This window comes from Achromobacter sp. 01N37 (assembly GCF_056399725.1).
The window spans coordinates 359,903-379,348 of sequence record NZ_JBFTRX010000001.1 but is presented as its reverse complement, the minus strand read 5'-3'; the positions used below and the strand labels follow the sequence as shown (position 1 = coordinate 379,348).

Sequence of the window (19,446 nt, the reverse complement as noted above, 5' to 3'; positions counted from 1 at the left end):
AAGGCACAAATTGTCGTCCAACAACAAAAGCCCCCTCCCCCGCAGACCTAGTCTTATTCCCCCATATCGAGGATGGGCGCGCGATTTAAGCCATCCCACCACCGACCCTCCCGCTCTCGGATTTGATGTCCCACCAGCTATCAACGCGATGAATGACACCTATTTGGAGATTAGTCGCCGCCATAACAATATGCGGGGGCTCTTGCTTCTCATTGTTCCGATTTTCGTCGCCACCCTCATATTCACTGCACCGATGTTTACGATTGGCGAGCTAGATATCGTCTTTCTCTTTCTGGCCATTCCGACCTATACAGGGATACTTTGGCTAACCGCATTGTTTATCCGCGTAGACATTTCAATCCCGCGCGACGAACCCATCCGCTTCAATCGTCTTCGCCGCAAGGTCTACGTCTATAGCTTCCACTTCAGCAAGTGGAACCCCTTCGCCCGCTGGTACGTCACCACCCACACCTACAACTGGGAAGACCTGCGTGCTGAGCTCTGGCGGCAACGTGGCGCCACCCCGCAAGGCGGGCTGCTCATCACGTGGGGCGTCTCCATCGCCGTCGTCAAACCCGGAACGAACGAAGTCATTGAGCGTTTTCCGCTGAGCGTGGGCCACGATGAAGGCGGCTCCTGGGATTACGTGCGCACCTATATGCAGGCAGGACGCAATGCCTTGCCGCCGGTTGAAGCGTTCAATGATCCCAACGCGGTGTCTCCCATGAACTTGGCGCTTCGGCTCGCTCCCAAAGTTGATTGGCCAACAGCAATCGACCGCGAGTCGCGTAGTGGGCCTGAGATCAATGCCGACAACCCGCAAATCATGCCCAGGGGCCGGAAAAATGATGCGAACGAAAAGCCCACCCCTTAGCAAGCAACATCCCGGGTGGCAGCGACATTTAGCCGCGCCTACTTGTCCGATCTTGAGTGAAATTGGAGGGGAACTTAGGCCGGTAATAAACGCATGCAATGACGCTTACGTGGAGATTTCTCGCCGATCGTCAAAGATGCGCGGCCTACTGCTGTTTCAATCAATATTCGGAATAGGCGCATCACTGCTTCTCCTGCTCGACATCGCCAACCCAATTGAGCTTTGGAGAATGGGGCTTGCGAACACCGCAAATGAAGTCGGTCCTCTATTTCTTATTGGGTTCGTGACTTTTTTTTGCATTCGCATAGACACGGCCATCCCCCGCGATGAACCCATCCGCTTCAACCGTCTTCGCCGCAAGGTCTATGTGTACGGCTTTCACCTTATATGGTGGAACCCCTTTGCCCGCTGGTATGTCACTACCAACACCTACAACTGGGACGACCTGCGAGCCGAGGTCTGGCGGCAGCGTGGCTTTACCCCGCAAGGCGGCCTAATCATTACCTGGGGCGTCTCCATCGCCGTCGTCAAACCCGGCACCAATGAAGTCATCGCCCGGTTCCCGTTGAGTGTCGGGCAAGACGAGGGCAGTTCATGGGATTTCGTTCGCGCCTACATGCAACTAGGCCCACAAGCATTGCCACCGGTAGAAGAATTCAATGACCCCAACAAAGTGCCGCCATTGAATCTTGCGCTTCGGTTCGCGCCAAAAGTCGTATGGCCGGCTGCGATGGACTTGGAGTCACGTAGCGGACCCTAAGCCCTCCCCAGCCCCGAGAAGGTGCCCCTGTAGTTCTCGGAAAGCTACTGCCACACAAGACTAAACACGCGGCGGACTCTAGCGGAGAAGGTCCGGCTGAAACCAAAATTACAAAGCCAATCTGACGAGGATATCTATGGCAAGGTCATCGCCAATGTTGGACCGGCCATGTGCCGGATGGCAGGCCGATCTCCCGGCTCCAACCAGCAGAATCGTTAAATTCACCGACATCATTCCACCTATCAATCAGCAGAGCGATTTGTTTCTGGAGCTATCGCGGTGCGTGTCGCCACATCGAGGCGCGGCATTACTTTTGGCTGTATTCCAAACCATCGCAAGCGTTATCTACCTAATTTGGTCGTTCGGAATCCTGATCCCTGCCAGCTTCTTTGGATTCGACCCTCTCATGATCGTTGTTCAAATTTTGGCCGTGGGCTTTTGCCTTATCTTGCCGATTTTTCTTATCTGCTCTGCTGTGCTGCCCCCCAGAGACTGCCCCATCCGATTTAACAGGGCTCTGCGCAAAGTCTATACGTACGGATTCAACGAAAGCTGGTTCCGCTTCCCCACCCGTTGGCACGTCACCACCAACACTTACCAATGGGAGGACTTACGAGCAGAGCTCTGGCGGCAGCGCGGATTCACCCCTCACGGAGGGTTGATCATCAGTTGGGGGATTTCCATCGCTGTCGTCAAGCCCGGGACGAATCTAGTCATTGATCGATTCCCACTCAGTGTGGGCGAGGACGAAGGCAGCTTGTGGGATTACGTCCGCACGTACATGCAGCTAGGCCCCGATGCGCTACCGCAAGTCAAAACGTCCCGTGACCCCAATGCAGTCTCGCGCTACAACCTGGCGCTTCGGCTAGCCCCCAAAGTGCAATGGCCAGCCGAAATGGACGCTGAATCACGCAGTGCGGGCTAGCGTCCAGACTCGGAAAGCAAAGCACAGCTGCCCCACCTAATCCGACTCCCCCGCCCCGCTCAACGACTTCAACACCGTCCATCCCGACTCGATATGCTTTCGCATCGCCAGCATCGCAGCCGACGCGTCGCCTGACGCGAACGCTTGCAAGATCTCTTCGTGCTCTCTTACCGCGTCCTGCCCCCGGCCCGACGCCGAGTTGATCAAGTCGAACGGGTAGCGCGCCCACAGGATCTGCACGAAGTGCAGGGTCTGGGGCAGCTGCGCGATGTCGTAGAGCTGGCGGTGGAAGCGGTAGTTGATGCCGCGTGCGGTGGCGCGGTCGCCGGTTTCGAAGGACTTGGCGAAGTCGTTGGCCAGCACGCGCAGTTCGGTGATGTCTTGGGTGGTGATGCGTTCGATGGCGGCGCGGACCAGTTGCGATTCCAGCAGCAGGCGTAGTTGCAATATTTCGGCCGACGCGCCGGCGTCGAAGGGCACGACGCGCGCGCCGCGGTAGGAGTCGCCGCTGATGTAGCCTTCGGCTTCCAGCAGCTTGAGCGCTTCGCGAACGGGTGTGATGCTTAACTTCAGTTGCTCGGCAATCTCTGCCTGCTTCAAGCGCGACCCGCGCGGAAACACGCCCGAGATGATTCGCTCTCGCAAATAATCCGCGACTTGTTCCTCTTTCGTTCGGTATTCCATTTATTAAGCCTGATTGGCCCGGACTTGCCGGTTAAACCTTGGGTTAAACCCCCTTGGGTCAAACCCTGATTACAGGCCGCGAAGCCCCTGTGGGCCTGATTCTAACCGTTAAGCCATGGCGGCACCCCGGGATTCGGCGGCGATGCGGCGGGCGCGTTCGACGACCGGCTTGTCGATCATTTTTCCGTCCAGCGCGGTGGCCGCGCCGTGGCTGGCGTCAAAGGCGGCCAGCACGCGGCGTGCCCAGTCTTGCTCGTCGGCGGTGGGCAGAAAAGCAGCGTTGACGGCGCCGACTTGGCGGGGGTGGATGCAGAGTTTGCCGCCGAATCCTAGTTGCCGCGCGCGGCGGGCGTCCGCCTGCATCTGTTCCGGGTCGTTGAATTCCAGGCTGACGCCATCGATGGGCGCGGCCAAACCGGCGTGACGGCATGCCAGGACGATCTCGGTGCGGATGGCGGTCATGGCGTCGCCTTCGTCGGCGATGCCGCTGTCAACAGCGAAGTCCACGCTGCCAAAGGCGATGCGCGCCACGCCCGGCAGACGCGCCATCTTGTGCAGGTCCATGTAGCCGCGCACGGTTTCCAGCAAGGCGATGATCGGGCGGCCGGGCAAGGCTTGCACGGTCTGCGCCACGGTGGCGGCGTCGGCCTTGGGCAGCATGACGGCCGCGCCGGGCGCCCCTTGCAGCGCTCGCACGTCCTCCTGATACCACTCGGTGTCGGCAGCATTGATGCGGACGATGCCGTGGCCGCCCTGGGCGAGCCAGGCCGCGACGTCCGCCCTCGCCTGCGCTTTGGCGGCGGGCGCCACGGCGTCTTCCAGGTCCAGGATGACCACGTGCGCCCCGCTGGCTACGGCGCGGGCGTAGCGGTCGGGGCGGTCTCCGGGAACGAACAACAGGCTGCGGGCAAGCGGATTCATGGGCGGCTCATTCAAAAACGACGTCTTGGGAATTGGTGATGCGGCAGAAGCGTTGCAGGCTTTTGATCGCGTTGTCGTGCTCTTCGGTGGTGAGCCCGCAGCAGCAGTCTTCCAGCACGATCATGTCGTAGTCGCGGTCGTGGCCATCGCGCACGGTGGCTTGCACGACGGCGTTGGTCGAGATGCCCGAGCAATAGATTCGCTTGATGCCGTTGGCGCGCAGGATGGATTCCAGGCTGGTGCTGTAGAACGGGCTGACGCGGTGTTTGATGATGTCGAAGTCGCCGGGTTGTTGCCCCAGATCGGGATGCACCTGCGTGCCCCACTCGCCCAGCTTGAAGATGCCGTTCTTGCGCGCGCCCGAGAAGATCGGCGAACTGGGCGGGCATTCGCGGTAGTCGGGCGAAAAGCCCACGCGCACGAAGCCGATGTGCAAGCCGGCGGCGCGGGCCTTGTCCAGCGCGCGCCGCGTGTGTTCGAGAATGCCTCGGCTGCGCACTTGTTCGCCGTAGGCGGCGCGGCCGTTGGGGCCGTCGGCGTGGACCAGATCATTTTCCATGTCCAGCACCAGATAGATCGCGTCTTTCATCAGGGATTCCTTTGCGTGATGGGGGTTGGGTTGTCCGATTGCGCCTGGCAGTGCGTGAGGCCATCACAGGATGACGTCGGGGCCATCACACGATGACGCCGGGGCCATCACAGGATGACGTCGGGGGCTTCACAGGATGCCTTGCGAACCTCACAGGATCACCTCGCGCGCTTCGAGGTCGGCGCGTTGCGCTGTGCTCAGGCCCAGTAGCTGCCCGAAGACATAATCCTCGTCCTGGCCCAAGGCGGGCGTCAAGCGCCGGATGCCCACCTGGTCCGACCCGCTGAAACGCGCAGGCGCACCCACGGCCAGCCGCGGCGCGATGTCGGGCGCCTGCACCGGCGTGACCGCGCCGCGCGCTTGCAGATGGGGGTCTGACGCTACGTCCTGCATCGTCCACGACACGTGTGCGCACACCCCCGCCTGTTGCAAGCGCTGCGCCGTGACTTCGGCGTCGCACGTCTTCAACCATTGGGTCAAGTCTTGGTCCAGATTGGCACGGTGTTCGCGGCGCAGGGCTGCTGTGGCGTAGCGTTCGCCACCCTCACCTTGGCCCAAGGTGTGCGCCAGCGCGCGCCATTCGGTGTCGTCACGTACCGCCAAGGTCAGCCACCGGTCGGGCTGCGCGGTGGGGTAGACGCCGTGTGGCGCCATGGCCAGGTCGGCGTTGCCCGGGCGTTCGGGTGTGATGCCCAGGCTGGCCAGCACGAGTGCGTCGCCGATCATGGCGGACGCCACTTCGCGCGCCGCCAGGTCGACGTGCTGCGCCTGACCCGTGCGGCGGCGCTGGTTCAATGCCGCCAAGGTCGCAAGCGCCGCGTGCACGCCTGCGGCGTGGTCCATGACGTGCCGCATTTCAACGGGGGGGCCGTCGCTGTAACCGCTCATCCAGCCCAGCCCGCCCCAGGCGCCAAAGAGCGGCGCGTAGCCGGCGAAGTGTGAGTCGGGGCCGCTTTGGCCGCAGGATGACAAGGACAGCAGGACAAGATCCGGCTTGGCCTCGCGCAGCGCATCGAAGCTCAAGCCCAAGCGTGCCATGACGCCGGGGCGAAAGCTCTCGGCAGCCACCTCTGACAGCGCGACGATGCGCTTGGCCAAAGTCACGGCTTCGGGCTGTTTCAGGTTCAGGCGCACCGACAGCTTGTTGGCCGACACCTGATCAAACGTTGCGGCCGACATGCGGCCATAGACCGCGTGCGGTTTACGAAACGCGTCGGGCCGGGTGGCGCTTTCAATCTTGATGCACTCGGCGCCCAGTTGGGACAGCAGGTGCGTGCAGAACGGGCCTGCTGCATGAATGGTGAAGTCCGCGATGCGCACGCCGGCAAGCGGCGCACGCAGCGGATCAGTCTGCGGGGAACGTGCCAGAGCCTGGCTCATGCGGTGGCCTCCTGTGCCATCTCGTTCAAGGCGGGCACGGCGCCCGCGCGCGGCAACGGGGTACAGCGGAACTGAAACGGCGCGACCAGAATCTGCGCCTCGCGGCCACTGGCCAGCACGGCGGGTGCGAAGAGGCCGCGTGCGCGCTCTTGTTCCCCTTGGACCACTTCAGCGGGCAAGCGGTATTTGGCGGCAGGCACGCCTAATTCCTGTGCGCGCTGGACGATGTCTTCAACTGTGTGGCGGGCCATCCACTCACGGATATGGCCGTTGATTTCATCGCCCCGGCGGCTGCGTTCCAGGGGGTCGCGCAAACCCGGGTCGGCCGCCCAGGCCGGTTGGCCCAGCAGGTCTACCAGCGACCGCCACTGGCGGTCTTCCAGCGTCAGTAATTCAATGAAGCCATCCTGCGCTTCGAACACGCCGCCATAGCGGAAGCGGCGGCTGCTGCGGTGTTCCAGCGACCCGTCGCCCAGCCGTTGCAAAGCGAACGCGCCGACGGACAGCACAGCGTCTTGCACCGACACGTCCACGTATTGTCCGCCGCCGGATGGGGCGGCCCACCAGGCGGACAGCGCGCAAAGCGCCGCCATCGCCCCGCCTTGGTACCCGCCAAAGTGGCCATAGATTTTCAAGGGCGGCCGGTCAGGGAACAGCTCGTGCGACAAGCCGTTGGGCAGCAGGAACCCTTCACCGCCCGCGTGCAGCAGATTGACCTCTTCGCCATCCCAATCCGCTTTGGGCCCCGTCGCCCCGAAAGGCAGGACGCTGACGTGGACCAGCGCGGGCCAGTCGCGGGCGATCTGCGCGGGCGACAAGCCCTGCGCCTCGCGCTGGCGCACGGGCGTGTCGTCGATCAGGATGTCTGCGTCCGCCAGCTCGCGCACTAGCAAGGCGCGGCCGTCGGGCGATGTCAGGTCAGCTTCCAGGCTGCGCTTGCCCACCGCCAGATAGGCGAACAGCGCGCTTTCATCGCTGTCGCCAATCAACGGCGGCGCGCGCCGCAGCCGCGAGCCGCCAGGCGGCTCCAGCATGACGACCTGCGCGCCCATGACGGCCAGCATTCGTCCGGCGTAGGCGGCCGCGACCGTGTTCGAGCGCTCCAGCACACGGCAGCCGGACAAGGGCAGCATGGCGGTTTGTTGCGTATCGTTGGACTGCATAGGGGCTGTCTCGCAAGGTTGCGGCCGCGGGCCGGTCAGCGGGTAACGGGCAGTTCAAGGTCCACGCCCGACCCATCCAGGAAGGCCGGCAGGCGCACGTCCCGCGAGGGCAAGGCCACGGTGGCGATCCCCGGCGTGGTCAGTTCACCGCGCTGGTTTTCGGCGGCCAGTTCGATGTCGACCAGCCCCGTGTTGTCTTTCACGTACTTGCGCAGGACTTTGCCTTTGCAGAACGTGGTGTCGCCCATGATGTTGAAGCGCCGCATTTCGGTACGCACGCGCTTGATGACGCCCGCGTCGCCCATCCAGTTGGTCACCAGCGAGCACATCCACGACGAACGCTGCGGGCCGTAGTCATACGTGCCTGGCACGCCCACTTCCTTGGCGACCGATTCGCGGTGGTGGCCGATGCCGGTGTATTCCACGCCGCCGCCCGCCTCCGGGTTGCGGAAGAAGTGGCCGGGATGTTTGACCGCCGCTTGCAGCACCACGCCGTGCGTATGGCCGCGTCCGCAACCCACCAGAAAGCCCATCGTGTCCATCAGCGACAAGGGGCCGCGCGCAATCGTCGGCAGCTCTTCGCCTTCCTGTACCTCTTCCCAATAGCGCACGTTGGCGCCACGGATGTTCTTCGGCTCGTCCAGCACCATCTGGTCGATGCGGTCGCGTTCCTGATCGGCGTATTCGTGCTGCACGATTTCCTTGTACTTGCCGGTATCGCGCGCAGCCTTGCGTTCGTGGCGCGTGCACGTGCCCAGCGCGCGCGCAACGAGCTCACCGCGCTGGTTGTAGTAGCTGGCTTCCACGTACTGCAACACCAGGCGGCCCGAGAACTTGCTCTCTTTTTCTTCCACGCCCACCACGCGTTCGATGGCGGTAATGCGGTCGCCCGGACGCACGTGGCGGAACAGCTCCCAATCGTTGCCGGCATAAAAGCCGTGCACGCCCGGCAGGCCCCAGCGGGTGCGGCCCAGCCAGCCAAACGCCATCGGGAACATGGGATGGCCCAGCAGCGTGCCGTAACGCGTGCCCGAGGCGTAGCCAGCATCGCGGTACAACGGGTTCAAGTCGCCAATGCCATTGCACCAATTGCGCAGCGTGTCCGCGGTGGCGTCTTGCAGGTACGGCCCTTCGGGACGCAGGTGCAAGCCGATCATGGCGCGCGCGGCGGCGACGGCTTCGTCGGTGATACGGCCTTCGGCGGGTGCGTTGCCGACATCGGCTTGGGGAAGATTCATGACATTGCTCACGGTTGCGACTCCTCTACCTATAAAGAGAATGCAGAATGCATTCTTTGAGAACGTAAAAAAACGCGTTGATCGCGGGGGTAATTCCAAACTGTCTATTCGATACGGATGCCTGCCGCCTGGATGATGGCGCCCCACTTCTGGCGCTCGTCTTTCACGAATGCATCCAGTTGCGCCGGCCCCATCACGAGCGGTTCCACGCCGATGTCCAGCATCTTGCGGCGCGTCTCGGGTTGCTCAAGCACGTGGCGCACGTGCTCGCTCATTTGTTGAATGATCTGCGGCGGCGTGCCGCGGGGCGCAAACAAGGCGTCCCAGGCCACGACGTCAAAGCCCGGCACGCCCTGCTCCGACACGGGCAGCACGCCGGGCAGCATGTCGCTGGCCTTCAATGACGTAATGCCCACGGCGCGCAACTTGCCGCTGGTCAGGTAGGGCCGCGCGGCGGTCACGGTGTCGATCATCAGCGGAATCTGCCCGCCCATGGTGTCGGTCAACGATTGGCCCGACGCCTTGTACTTCACGGCGAACAACGGCGCCTGCGCCGACTTCACGAATTCCGCGAACACCACTTGCGCCGTCGTGCTGGGCAGCCCGACGTTCAGCGTGTCCGGCCGGGCGCGCGCCCGCTTGACCAATTCGCCCACGCTGTTGGCGGGCAGGTCGGCCGCGGACGTGACGATCACCATCGGCAACAAGCCGATCATCGCCACGCCTGAAAAATCAGCGGTGGCGTCGTAGCCTTGGCTGGCGTACAGGAATTCGTTCGCAGCATTGGTGGCGTTGGTGCCGAAAAGAAAGGTGTAGCCGTCATTAGCGGTACGGGCGGCGGCAGAGGAACCGATATTGCCGCCTGCGCCGGCGCGGTTTTCGATCACGATGGGCTGATTCAAACGCTTGGCCAATTCCTGCGACACCAGACGCGCAAGTAAGTCGGCGCCCTGCCCGGCCGCATACGGCACGATGATGCGCACGGGTTTGTCGGGCCAGCTGGCGGCCTGGGCTTGCGGCATGGTGCCGATGCAGATGGCGATGGCGGCGCTGATGCCGGACCAAGCCACCCTTAACCCCATACGCAACCCCAAACGCAACCCCAAACGCGACCCCATACGCAACCCCGTGCGCAGTCCGATGGGCAACCCCGCGCGCAACCCCATTCGTAACCCCGAGCGCCAGGCGGGCATCGAGCCCGGGCGGGAAATCGTCAGCGTGTCATTCGTAGGCAGCGTCATGATGATCACCCGTTCAGCGCCAAGCCCGCACGCGGCCAGAGCGCCGCGAACAACTGCCCGTAGCCCGACAGCGTGATGTATGCCGTGCGGCGGTCACTGCCGCCAAAGCAGAGGTTGGTGCAATAGCCTTCGGGCGCTTCGTGGAATTCAATGAGCTCGCCCTCGGGTGAAAACACGCTGATGCCGCCGCGCACCAAGGTGGCCACGCAGATGTTGCCGCCCGCCTCCACCGCCAAGGAATCAAAGCGTTGATAGCCGGGCAAGCCGTGCACCAATTGCCCGCCGTTGGGCGACGGCCACGCCGCCAACTGCAATTCACCGGGCGCAGACGCAGGACGCGGGATCGGGTACGACCACAGTCGGCTGGTCTCCGTTTCAGACACATAGAGCCGCGAACCATCGGGCGACAAGCCCACGCCATTGGGCGTCAGCACCGGATGCGCCGCGCGGCGGATGGCGCTGCCGTCCGTGCGGGCGTAGTACAGCGCGCCGCGCAATATCTTGTCTTCGAACGTCTTGCCGAAGTCCGTGAACCAGAAGCCGCCGTGCGCATCGAAGACGATGTCGTTCGGGCCGTGCAGCGGCACGCCGTCGCAGTGGGTGTATAGCGTCTGCACGGCGCCGGTGGCGACATCCACGCGCTGGATGCAGCCGCCGTCGTAGCCGTCTGCCGGGCCAGTGGGCCGCGTGAAGCCCGCGTCGGTGCGCCAGCTGAAGCCGCCGTTGTTGCAGACGTAGCAATGGCCGTCGGGCCCCAGCGCCGCGCCGTTGGGGCCACCGCCCAGGTCCGCTACGTTGCGCAGTTCGCCATTGGGCAGCACACGGGTCAGGCGTCCGCCTGCAATCTCCACGACCAGCACACTGCCGTCGGGCATCGCCACGGGGCCTTCGGGAAATTCCAGCCCGCTTGCCAAGACTTCACCTTGCAGCTTCAGTTGCTTCATGCCCAGGTTCCTTTTCTATGCGTGAATGGCGGAAGACGGCGCTTGCGCGGTCTGGCGCGCGCCCAAGTACGCGTCGATGGCTTGCTGCCGGCCTTCGCGGCTGCGCAGCGCCTGTTTATCGAGCTCACCCACGATATGGCCGTGGCGCAGCACCCACGCGTGCGCCGCCAACTTGGCCGCCACATGAAAACTCTGTTCGACCAACAGCGCCGCCAATTGCTGTTCACGTTGAATCACCGCCAGCCGTTCGTACACTCGCGACACCAGCAAGGGCGCCAAGCCCAGCGACGGTTCATCCAGCAACAGCAGGCGCGGCGCGGACATCAGCCCCCGCCCGATCGCCAGCATCTGCTGTTCACCGCCACTGAGCAGACCGGCCGGCGCATTCCGGCGCCCGGCAATCTCGGGGAAGAAATCCATCACCATCTGTTCGCGGCGCGCTCGCGTGCGGGCATCCACAAAGTACGAGCCCAGCACCAGGTTTTCCGCCACGGTCAGGTCCGTCACGATGGCGCGACCTTCCGGCACGTACACAATGCCCCGGCGAAAGCGCTGCGCGGCCGACAGCCCGGAGATGTCTTCCCCGTCCAGCCGGATACGGCCTTGCGCCGGTTCCAGCCCAGCAATGGCGCGCAGCGTGCTCGACTTGCCCGCGCCATTGGCGCCCAGCAACGCCACCACGGTCGCGGCGGCGACCGACAGGCCGATGCCGTGCACGACCGGCCCCGCGCCATAGCGCACCGTCAAGCCCTCGACCTCCAGCAAGCGCGGCGATGCGTCATTCATCTTCGTCTCCCAGATAGACGCGCACCACTTCCGGGTTCAGCCGAATCTGTTCCGGGCCGCCCGAGGCCAGCAGGCGGCCCACGTTCAGCACATGAATGGTGTCGCAAACTTCCATGATCAAGTCCATGTCGTGTTCGACCACCACCAGCACCAGGTCGGGCGCGCGCAGCCGCAACAAGGCGGACGACAAATCGGCGGTCTCGATGGAATTCAAGCCCGCGGCCGGTTCATCCAGCAACAGCACCCGGGGGTTGCCCGCAATGGCGCGCGCGATCTCGGTCAGGCGCAGTACGCCGGGCGGCAGTTGCGACGGAAATTCGTCAGCCACCTCGGCCACGCCCAGCCGTTCCAGCGCGGTCAAGGCGCGTTGCCGGTTGAGCGCGCGTTCCGCTTTGCCCCGCGGCAGTGGCAAAAAGGCGTCGAACCAACCGGCCGACGACTGCCGGTCCAGCCCCACCATCACGTTCTCGGCCACGGTCAGTTCCGGGCACAAGGCCACATGCTGAAAGCTGCGCGAAAAGCCCAGCGCGGCGCGGCCCGTGGGCGGCATCCCTTCCAGACGGCGGCCGCCAAACTGGATGCTGCCCTGCTGCGGCGAATACAAGCCCGTCAGGCAATTGAAGAAACTGGTTTTGCCTGCGCCGTTGGGGCCGATCAAGCCCGTGATTTCACCGGCCTTCAGATGCAGCCCGATGTGTTGCAGCACCTGGATGCCGCCGAACGACAGCGACAGGTCGTCAACCACCAGGGCATCCGTGTCAGGCATAGCGAGCGCCGTCGTCATGGATTGCCTCCGTGCAAACGGGCGCGCAGCGAAGCCGGCAGCGCATTGAAGCCCAGCACCACGATCAGCAGCGCCGACCCGTACAGAATGGGCACCCAGTCACCCGCCCCCGCCAACAACAAGGGCATCAGCGTCAGGAACAGGCCGCCCAGCAAGCTGCCCAGAATCGACAGCGAATACAGGCTGACCACGGAACCCACCAGCAGGAAGATCGACGTCCACAACGTAAAGCTGTTGGGCGACACGGTGGATGAACTGAACGACAGCATGGCGCCCGCGATGGCGGCAATGGCGCCGCTCAAGGCCATGCACGACAGCCGCGCCCAGCTGCGGCGCACGCCGAACGATTCGGCCGCATGCGGCGACGTGCGGATCAGCAGCAAGGCCATCGCCTGACGCGAGCGGCGGAAATGGCGCAGCAGCAGCGCCACCGCCACCAGCCCGGCCAGCGGCAGGTAGTAGCGCTGGGTTTCCTTGGCCAGCCCGGGCAGCGCGTCCAGCTTCACGTACAGGCCTTCATAGCCGCCCGATACCGACGAAAAATGCAGCAGCACTTCGGGCAAGGCCAAGGCCAGCGCCATCGTGGCCACCGCCAGATAAATGCCCGACAGAAAGCGCGACGGGAAGGCGAAGGCCATGCCCAACACGGCGCCGGCAAGCGCCGCCACCGGCAAGCTGGCCAGCAGCGACACGCCTACGTACTTTTCCATCAAGGCGACGGTGTACGCCCCCGCGGCAACGAAGACGCCGTGGCCGATCGAGACCTCGCCCGCATAGCGCACCAGAAAGCTCACCGACATGATGGCAATGGCGTTGGCAAAGCACAGCCCCAGCGTGTAAGTCCAGTAGCCGCCCGCCGCCATCGGCAGGAGCATCAGCGCCAGCAGACCCGCTACGCCGATACCCGCAGACCAGCGCTTGAACGGCGACGCGGCGGCACGGCCCTGCGCGGCGGACGCAGGCAACGCATTGGTGGATAGCATCACACTAGACACGGGCACCTCCGCGTATGGCCAGCACGCCCTTGGGGAAGACATTGAGCACCAGCAGAATCGTCAGCAGCAGATAGCTGTTGTTGAATTCGGCGGCGACGTAGAACGACAGCAGGTTCATGATCACGCCGATGAAAATGCCGCCCAGCACCGCGCCCGGCAGGCTGTTGAACCCGCCCACCACCGCCGCCGCAAACGCTTGCAGCATGAAGGACGACACGCTGGTCGAAGACAGAAAGGTGGTGGGCACAATCAGCAGCGACGCCACCAGCCCGAGCAGGCCCGCCACCACCCACGAAAACAAATGCACGCGGCGCAGATTCAATCCGCAAACGCGGCTGGCGAAGGGGTTGGCCGACACCGCCCGAAACGCGATGCCGATGCGGGTGCGTTCGATCAGCAGATACAGCAGGCCAATCGCCACCGCCGTCGTGCCCAGCACGGCCAGGTCATACGCGGTGACGATCACCGGCCCCATCTCGCCACGCCACTTGGGCAGCGGCAAGTCCAGCGACACCACGTTCGACCCGAACAGCAGCTGGGTGGCGCCCTGGGCGATCAGCCCCACGCCCAGCGTGGCGATGGTGCTGGTCAGGTCCGACTTGAACACCAGCGGCGCAATCAGAAAGTAGCTGACCGCCATTACCGCCACCATGATGGCCAGCGTCAGCAGCACCGCCGCGCCCCAGGCCATGTTGGCGAACAGGCCTGCCGTGAAGCCGAACACCAGAAACGCGGCCAGCCCCGCCAGATTGCCGTGCGCGAAGTTCACGACGTTGGAGCTTTTGTAGATCAGCACAATGCCGATGGCGCCCATGGCATACAGGCAACCGCTGACAACGCCCGCCCAGATCAGGCCGATCAGGTCATCCATGAGCCCGGCTCCTTTGCGTTGACGCACCGGGTTGAGCGGACTGGCCGGGTTCAGATTCCGCTGCCGCCGGCCCGTCGCCCCGGTCGATCAGTTCGATCACCGATGGGAAATACCGTCCCGAGAAACCGCCGCTGGCGGCGGCCGCGTAATACCGCCGGGCCAGCTCGGCCACATGCGCCGTCAGCTCGCTTTGCGCGGCCAGTTCCAGCACGTAGCTCAAGTCTTTCAACACGTATTCCGGGGGAAAGGACTTGTCGGGAAACTGGCGCGGCAGCATGGCCTTGCGGCCGTGATTGCGCAGCACGAAGCTGTCGCCCGACCCCTTGGACACGGCGTCCAGCAGCACATCGGGCTGCACGCCGGCGCGTTCGCCCAGCACCATCATTTCAGCCAGCGCCACGGTGTTCTCGAACACCAGCGCGTTGTTGATCAGCTTGACCACCTGGCCGCAGCCCACGTCGCCGCAACGCGTCACGTCCGAGCCGATGTAGCGCAGCAGCGGTTCAATGCGTGGGTACAGCGTTTCGTCTGCGCCCACCATGATGCTGAGCTCGCCACGCTGGGCCGCTTCGCGGGTGCGCGCCACCGGCGCATCCACAAAGGCGACGCCGCGCGCGGCAAGCTGTTCGGCCACGCCACGGGCCGACGCCACGGTGGTGGTGCTCAGGTCGACAATCACGGCGGGCCGGCGCGCCCCATCAGTCAGGCCGCCGGGCGCCACGCACACTTGCTCAACCTGCGGCCCGCCCGGTAACGACAGGAACACCACGTCCGCCTGCGCCGCTACGTCAGCAACGGACGCGGCACGGCGCGCTTTGGTGCCGTCCAATAAGCGGAATGCGTCGGCGTTCATGTCAAACGCGATCACGTCCGCCGGATGCTTCAGCGCGATGTTGCGGCACATCGGGCCACCCATCACGCCTAGTCCGATAAAGCCGATCACGGGGTGCTTGTCTGCTGTCATGGCGCGCTCCTGGCTTCAGTCCATCCACATGCCGCCGCTGATATCCAGCGACGTGCCTGTGATCCAGTTGGAAGCCGGCGAACACAGAAACAGCGCCGCCTGCGCAATGTCATCCGGGTTGCCGTAGCGGCCCAGCGGCACGGTGCCGTTGGCCGACGGCGCGCCGCCGCCCGTGACGCTGGCCCACATGGCGGTCTCGACCGGCCCGGGCGCCAGCGTGTTGGCGTACACGCCATGGGGCGCGCCGGCCTTGGCAATCCAGCGCATCATGCCGTGCACGGCCGCCTTGGACGCCACATAGGCCGGCCCCGACGCCACGCCGCCGTTCTTGGCCGCAATGGAGCCCGCCGCCAGAATCTTGCCAAAGCCCTGCTTGCACATCAGCGGAAACAGTTTGCGCGCCGGGTTCACCACGCCGCGCACGTTGACGGACATCACGGCGTCCCACTCATCGTCGGTGCTCTCGGCAAGCGGCGTGCGGGCGATGATGCCGGCGCACAGCACCAGGATGTCGACGCGGCCGTAGTCCTCGATGATCTTGTCGATGACCTGATCCGTTTCGGCGCGCGAGGTCACGTCGTAGCGCCGGTAATCAATGCCGCCGCCTATCTCTTGCTGCTCGACGCGGTCGGTTGCGATGACGCGCGCGCCCGCTTGCCGGAACGCCTTCGATATCGCCTGCCCCATGGCGCCCGCGCCGCCCGTAATCAACGCAACCTGGCCTTCAAGACTTGCTGGGCCGCTCAAATGCTGTGCCATCTTTTCTTGTCTCCTGATCGTTTTTTTCTTGGGGTGCGCGCTCGCGGTCAGCGCAGCGTCGCGGTGGCGGACATCGCCAATTCTCCGTCCGGTCCGCGCGCCCACAGCGCAAGCGATCCGTCTTCATTCGTATGCCCTTCCAGGCGGAACGGGCGCGACACAAACAAGGGGCTGACGCCGCGGAACTCAAAGCTGGCCAGCGCCCGGCCTTCGCCATGGTCCAGCGCCAGCTGCTGCAACAGCGTGGCGGTCAGCGGGCCATGCACCACCAGATCGGGATAGCCCTCTTCGTTGCGCGCATAGGCATGGTCGTAGTGAATGCGGTGGCCGTTGAACGTCAACGCCGAATAGCGGAACAGCAGCGTCGTGTCGGGTTGCACCTCACGGCCCCACCGCGCCTGGCCGGCATAGGGCTCAGGCGGGCTTGCCGCTGCCGCGCCGGGCGGCGTGGCCTCGCGGTAGACGATGTCTTGCTCTTCAATGATGCAGTCCGCGCCATCGCACCGCGTGGTGTGTTGCACGGTCACAAACCACAGCGATCCGCGCTTGCCGACCTTGTTCTCGACTTTCAGGATGCGGCTGCGGCGCGTAGCGTCAGCGCCAATCTTCACGTCCGCCAGATAGCGCACCCGGCTGCCCGCCCACATGCGGCGCGGCAACTCAATCGGCGGCAGAAAACCGCCGCGCTGCGGATGCCCGTCCGTACCCAAGCCGCTACGGCGCGCCACCGGATTGAAGAACAGCCACTGCCAGCCCGGCGGCAGCGGCTCGCCCGCGGCGGGCGCAGCGTCCCGGTCCAGCGTGGCCGCCATGGCCGCAACCGCCGTCGCGTCGATGTGCTGCGTGCGCGATTCTTCGCGGCCGATCCATTCGTCGTAGGTATTGGTCACGCCCTGACTCCTAGGCTAGTTTTGCGTCGAACACGTCGGCGGGATAGGGTTTGAAGTCCCGCACCAGCTTGAAGCCGCCGCCGGACACCGCCTGAATGATTCCTTCCTGGCGCGCGCCGCGATGGTCGCCCGCCTTGAACGTGACCTGGCGCGCGCCGCCTACGGTTTCGTTGGTCATGGTTTCCATCACGTCGACCAAATTCGCGCGCGTCAGCGGCTTGCCGCTGGCCAACAGCATCTGGAAGCCCTTGACGAACAAGGCCGCGTTGCTCCAGCCATTCAGGCCGAACACGCCGATGGGGTCATTGGGATAGAGCTTGGCCACCGTGTCGCGATACGCCTTGATGTTGGCGTCGTCGGCATCCACGGGCATCAGCCACGATGAAAAGTACGCGCCATCCAGCAAGGGGCCGGCCAATTTGTAGGTGGTGGGGTCGGCCGTGAAGAACGGCGCCATCCACTTGCCCTGAAAGCCCAGGCGGTCGGCGGTTTTCAAGGCGGCGGCCAGATTCGCGTTGGACCCGAACAGGATCACGACGTCTGCCTTGGCGTTGGCGATGCGGCGGATATGCGGCGTGAAATCGGTGCTGCGCACTTCAAACGGAATTGATTCCGCCGGCTGCTTCTTGTTGGCCGCCATCAGCAGGTCAAAGCCGCGCTTGGCGGACCGGCCCAGTTCGTCGTTTTCCCAGAGCAGCGCGACGCGGCTGGCGTTCAGCCCGCCAAACGCGTAGTCCAGGTTGGATGCGGCAGACCAGCCGTAGTCCGGCAACAGCGGGAACACGAGCCGTTCGGCGAACAGCGCCGTCGCGCCGCCAATCGGCCCGATCATCGGCAGGCCCACTTCCTTGGCGTAGGGAATCACCGCCACGGATTGCGCGGTACCAACGGGCGCGGCCAAGGCGAAGATCTTGTTCTCTTCCACCAGGCGGCGGGTTACGGCCACGCTGCGCGCCGGCTCGTAGCCATCGTCGTAGCTGACGGACTTGATCTTCCAGCCCTTTAGCGCGTCGGTTTCATTCACCCACTTGAAGCAGGCGTCGGCGGCGCGCGAAAGAATGGCATAGAACGGCACCGGGCCGGTGATGGGCGTGAACGCGCCAACGGTGACCGTCTTGCTGGCCACGTCGATGCCTGGAGAAACGGATTGCGCGCGCGCCCAGCCTGGAAGCGAGATCGAGGCTGCCGCGGCACAGCCGGAAAGAAATGTCCTTCTGAGCACGGTGATGTCTCCTGGTTGTTCTTCGACGGCCGCTGTCTGATGCGCGACTAAGAATGCATTCTATATTTTTAACTGACGCGCAAAATACGGGCTTTCCCTAGGGAAAAGACTATCTCTGCGCAATCCTTACCCATATAGAATGCATTCTTTTAAGAAAACAGCCAGGAGACATCATGCCGAACGCACCACTTTCCGGCCGCAAGGTCATTGAACTGGGCACCATGCTGGCCGCGCCCTTTGCCTCGCACATCCTGGCGCAGCTGGGCGCCGAGGTAATCAAGGTGGAACCCCCGCGCGGCGACCCCACCCGCAGCCTGGTGCGCGGCGGCCCCAGCGGCACGTTCATTGCGTACAGCCACGGCAAGAAAAGCGTGTGCATCGACCTGGCCCACCCCGACGGCCATGCCGCGTTCCTGAAGATGCTGGAAACGGCCGACGCGCTGGTTCATAACCTGGCGCCCAAGGCGGCGCGCAAACTGAAGCTGACGCGCGCCGACTGCCAGGCCGTCAACCCCCGGCTGATCTACTGCCACATCCGCGGCTACGCCGACGGCCCGCAGGCCGACGATCTGGCCTCGAACCCCGTGGCCGAAGCCTCCACCGGCGTCATGGAAGCCAACCGCATCAATGGCCGCCCCAGCCGCTTGGGGCCGTCGTATCACGACCAGTTTGCGGGCGCGTATGCCGTCATTGGCATCCTGGCGTCTTTGCTGCAACCCCAGACCGCTACAGATGGCGGACACGTCGAAATCGGCTTGTATGAAACCGGTTTGCACGTGGCGTCACGCGACCTCGTCGGCGTGCAACTGAAGACGCAACTGCTGGGCCGCCCCGAACGCGAACCGCATGGGGAATTCAGCATGCCGGGGTATGGTGCGTACCTGACCTCGGACGAACGCTGGATGTACCTGTTGATGCTGACGGACGCACACTGGCTGAAGTTCTGCCAGGCATTGGATCTGCCACAGGCGGCCGATGCGTCGCTTGCGTCGTTGAAAGACCGGAAGAAGGCGCGCGAACAGGTGGAGGAAATCGTCAAGGCAGCGGTGGGCGCGCATCGCTTTGACGACCTGGTTGCACGCTTGAAAGCGGCGGGGGTGGGCTGCACGGAAGTGTTGCCGCTGGAACGCGTGCTGGATGCCGAACAGGCGCGGCAGGCAGGCACGCTGCGCAGCGTGCGCTATCGCGATCTGGCGTTCGATGTGCCGGAGTTTCCGCGTTTGCATGCGAGTGATGACGGGGTGCAGACGCTGCCCCCGCCTGATTTGGGAGAGCACACGCTGGACGTATTGCAGGCGGCAGGCTTGTCGCCGGATGAATGCGAGGCCTTGATGGAAAGCGGCGCAGTATCCGCGATTCGTTCGGGCGATTTTGCGTGGGCGCCGGTACGGCGGCAGGCATAAAACACCAGTTGTTCAGGCACAAATACCAAAACAAGGGCGCACAGATCGCCCGA

20 protein-coding genes are annotated in these 19,446 nt (G+C 64.2%); 4 read left to right on the top strand and 16 right to left on the bottom strand.

Features of this window, described 5'->3' with window-relative positions:
* Positions 1 to 148: 148 nt before the first annotated feature.
* The 3 genes from AC1DSJ_RS01715 (at position 149) to AC1DSJ_RS01705 (ending at position 2,559) form a co-directional block, all read left to right on the top strand.
* Entirely contained in the window at positions 149 to 874 is a 726-nt protein-coding gene (locus tag AC1DSJ_RS01715) for a DUF6708 domain-containing protein (RefSeq protein WP_441370852.1), read from the top strand.
* Positions 875 to 1,010: 136 nt separating this feature from the next.
* A complete protein-coding gene (locus AC1DSJ_RS01710; protein ID WP_441370851.1) occupies positions 1,011 to 1,634 on the top strand; it encodes a DUF6708 domain-containing protein in 624 nt (207 codons plus the stop codon).
* Between the two features lie 154 nt (positions 1,635 to 1,788).
* The gene (locus AC1DSJ_RS01705) at positions 1,789 to 2,559 is read left to right on the top strand and encodes a DUF6708 domain-containing protein (RefSeq protein WP_441370850.1); all 771 of its coding nucleotides are present in this window, start codon (positions 1,789 to 1,791) and stop codon (positions 2,557 to 2,559) included.
* Between the two features lie 36 nt (positions 2,560 to 2,595).
* On the opposite strand, the gene AC1DSJ_RS01700 is transcribed toward AC1DSJ_RS01705, so the two are convergent.
* The 16 genes from AC1DSJ_RS01700 to AC1DSJ_RS01625 form a co-directional block, all read right to left on the bottom strand.
* Positions 2,596 to 3,243, bottom strand: coding sequence for a GntR family transcriptional regulator (locus AC1DSJ_RS01700; RefSeq protein WP_054425367.1), 648 nt, complete (start codon positions 3,241 to 3,243; stop codon positions 2,596 to 2,598).
* 108 nt (positions 3,244 to 3,351) lie between these two features.
* Positions 3,352 to 4,164 carry an HpcH/HpaI aldolase/citrate lyase family protein gene (locus AC1DSJ_RS01695; protein ID WP_441370849.1) on the bottom strand — a complete coding sequence of 271 codons (813 nt, stop codon included), beginning with the start codon at positions 4,162 to 4,164 and terminating at the stop codon, positions 3,352 to 3,354.
* Between the two features lie 7 nt (positions 4,165 to 4,171).
* On the bottom strand, positions 4,172 to 4,753 hold the full coding sequence (locus tag AC1DSJ_RS01690) for a cysteine hydrolase family protein (protein ID WP_342065817.1): 582 nt from the start codon (positions 4,751 to 4,753) through the stop codon (positions 4,172 to 4,174).
* Between the two features lie 150 nt (positions 4,754 to 4,903).
* Complete coding sequence (locus AC1DSJ_RS01685) at positions 4,904 to 6,133, bottom strand: CaiB/BaiF CoA transferase family protein (protein ID WP_441370848.1); 1,230 nt, start codon at positions 6,131 to 6,133, stop codon at positions 4,904 to 4,906.
* A complete protein-coding gene (locus tag AC1DSJ_RS01680; RefSeq protein ID WP_441370847.1) occupies positions 6,130 to 7,296 on the bottom strand; it encodes a CaiB/BaiF CoA transferase family protein in 1,167 nt (388 codons plus the stop codon). The genes AC1DSJ_RS01685 and AC1DSJ_RS01680 overlap by 4 nt, the downstream gene beginning before the upstream one ends.
* A 35-nt stretch (positions 7,297 to 7,331) precedes the next feature.
* A complete protein-coding gene (locus AC1DSJ_RS01675) occupies positions 7,332 to 8,534 on the bottom strand; it encodes an FAS1-like dehydratase domain-containing protein (protein ID WP_054425359.1) in 1,203 nt (400 codons plus the stop codon).
* A 104-nt stretch (positions 8,535 to 8,638) separates the two neighbouring features.
* Entirely contained in the window at positions 8,639 to 9,775 is a 1,137-nt protein-coding gene (locus AC1DSJ_RS01670) for a Bug family tripartite tricarboxylate transporter substrate binding protein (RefSeq protein ID WP_441370846.1), read from the bottom strand.
* A 5-nt stretch (positions 9,776 to 9,780) separates the two neighbouring features.
* Positions 9,781 to 10,719, bottom strand: coding sequence for an SMP-30/gluconolactonase/LRE family protein (locus AC1DSJ_RS01665; RefSeq protein ID WP_441370845.1), 939 nt, complete (start codon positions 10,717 to 10,719; stop codon positions 9,781 to 9,783).
* Between the two features lie 15 nt (positions 10,720 to 10,734).
* A complete protein-coding gene (locus tag AC1DSJ_RS01660) occupies positions 10,735 to 11,505 on the bottom strand; it encodes an ABC transporter ATP-binding protein (protein WP_441370844.1) in 771 nt (256 codons plus the stop codon).
* A complete protein-coding gene (locus AC1DSJ_RS01655; protein ID WP_054425352.1) occupies positions 11,498 to 12,289 on the bottom strand; it encodes an ABC transporter ATP-binding protein in 792 nt (263 codons plus the stop codon). Before AC1DSJ_RS01655 ends, AC1DSJ_RS01660 begins: the two co-directional genes overlap by 8 nt.
* Positions 12,286 to 13,284: a branched-chain amino acid ABC transporter permease gene (locus AC1DSJ_RS01650; RefSeq protein ID WP_245636383.1), complete on the bottom strand. Its 999-nt coding sequence runs from the start codon at positions 13,282 to 13,284 to the stop codon at positions 12,286 to 12,288. The genes AC1DSJ_RS01655 and AC1DSJ_RS01650 overlap by 4 nt, the downstream gene beginning before the upstream one ends.
* Positions 13,277 to 14,155 (bottom strand): branched-chain amino acid ABC transporter permease, encoded by an 879-nt coding sequence (locus AC1DSJ_RS01645; RefSeq protein ID WP_054425348.1) that lies wholly within the window; start codon positions 14,153 to 14,155, stop codon positions 13,277 to 13,279. Before AC1DSJ_RS01645 ends, AC1DSJ_RS01650 begins: the two co-directional genes overlap by 8 nt.
* Entirely contained in the window at positions 14,148 to 15,119 is a 972-nt protein-coding gene (locus AC1DSJ_RS01640; RefSeq protein ID WP_441370843.1) for an NAD(P)-dependent oxidoreductase, read from the bottom strand. Before AC1DSJ_RS01640 ends, AC1DSJ_RS01645 begins: the two co-directional genes overlap by 8 nt.
* A gap of 15 nt (positions 15,120 to 15,134) precedes the next feature.
* Entirely contained in the window at positions 15,135 to 15,878 is a 744-nt protein-coding gene (locus AC1DSJ_RS01635) for an SDR family NAD(P)-dependent oxidoreductase (protein ID WP_342065824.1), read from the bottom strand.
* 47 nt (positions 15,879 to 15,925) lie between these two features.
* Positions 15,926 to 16,768, bottom strand: coding sequence for an HTD2 family dehydratase (locus AC1DSJ_RS01630; protein ID WP_441370842.1), 843 nt, complete (start codon positions 16,766 to 16,768; stop codon positions 15,926 to 15,928).
* Positions 16,769 to 16,778: 10 nt separating this feature from the next.
* Entirely contained in the window at positions 16,779 to 17,894 is a 1,116-nt protein-coding gene (locus tag AC1DSJ_RS01625; RefSeq protein ID WP_245636382.1) for an ABC transporter substrate-binding protein, read from the bottom strand.
* 269 nt (positions 17,895 to 18,163) lie between these two features.
* Between AC1DSJ_RS01625 and AC1DSJ_RS01620 the strand changes: the two genes are divergently transcribed.
* Entirely contained in the window at positions 18,164 to 19,393 is a 1,230-nt protein-coding gene (locus AC1DSJ_RS01620) for a CaiB/BaiF CoA transferase family protein (protein WP_427947442.1), read from the top strand.
* Positions 19,394 to 19,446: the final 53 nt, after the last annotated feature.

Bases quoted from the DNA above. Each gene is read 5' to 3' on its own strand.
- AC1DSJ_RS01640 (WP_441370843.1), bottom strand. From the start codon at position 15,119: ATGACAGCAGACAAGCACCCCGTGATCGGCTTTATCGGACTAGGCGTG.
- AC1DSJ_RS01645 (WP_054425348.1), bottom strand. From the start codon at position 14,155: ATGGATGACCTGATCGGCCTGATCTGGGCGGGCGTTGTCAGCGGTTGC.
- AC1DSJ_RS01620 (WP_427947442.1), top strand. From the start codon at position 18,164: ATGCCGAACGCACCACTTTCCGGCCGCAAGGTCATTGAACTGGGCACC.
- AC1DSJ_RS01690 (WP_342065817.1), bottom strand. From the start codon at position 4,753: ATGAAAGACGCGATCTATCTGGTGCTGGACATGGAAAATGATCTGGTC.
- AC1DSJ_RS01635 (WP_342065824.1), bottom strand. From the start codon at position 15,878: ATGGCACAGCATTTGAGCGGCCCAGCAAGTCTTGAAGGCCAGGTTGCG.
- AC1DSJ_RS01715 (WP_441370852.1), top strand. From the start codon at position 149: ATGAATGACACCTATTTGGAGATTAGTCGCCGCCATAACAATATGCGG.
- AC1DSJ_RS01710 (WP_441370851.1), top strand. From the start codon at position 1,011: ATGCGCGGCCTACTGCTGTTTCAATCAATATTCGGAATAGGCGCATCA.
- AC1DSJ_RS01695 (WP_441370849.1), bottom strand. From the start codon at position 4,164: ATGAATCCGCTTGCCCGCAGCCTGTTGTTCGTTCCCGGAGACCGCCCC.
- AC1DSJ_RS01700 (WP_054425367.1), bottom strand. From the start codon at position 3,243: ATGGAATACCGAACGAAAGAGGAACAAGTCGCGGATTATTTGCGAGAG.
- AC1DSJ_RS01665 (WP_441370845.1), bottom strand. From the start codon at position 10,719: ATGAAGCAACTGAAGCTGCAAGGTGAAGTCTTGGCAAGCGGGCTGGAA.
- AC1DSJ_RS01675 (WP_054425359.1), bottom strand. From the start codon at position 8,534: ATGAATCTTCCCCAAGCCGATGTCGGCAACGCACCCGCCGAAGGCCGT.
- AC1DSJ_RS01670 (WP_441370846.1), bottom strand. From the start codon at position 9,775: ATGACGCTGCCTACGAATGACACGCTGACGATTTCCCGCCCGGGCTCG.
- AC1DSJ_RS01660 (WP_441370844.1), bottom strand. From the start codon at position 11,505: ATGAATGACGCATCGCCGCGCTTGCTGGAGGTCGAGGGCTTGACGGTG.
- AC1DSJ_RS01680 (WP_441370847.1), bottom strand. From the start codon at position 7,296: ATGCAGTCCAACGATACGCAACAAACCGCCATGCTGCCCTTGTCCGGC.
- AC1DSJ_RS01685 (WP_441370848.1), bottom strand. From the start codon at position 6,133: ATGAGCCAGGCTCTGGCACGTTCCCCGCAGACTGATCCGCTGCGTGCG.
- AC1DSJ_RS01655 (WP_054425352.1), bottom strand. From the start codon at position 12,289: ATGACGACGGCGCTCGCTATGCCTGACACGGATGCCCTGGTGGTTGAC.
- AC1DSJ_RS01705 (WP_441370850.1), top strand. From the start codon at position 1,789: ATGTTGGACCGGCCATGTGCCGGATGGCAGGCCGATCTCCCGGCTCCA.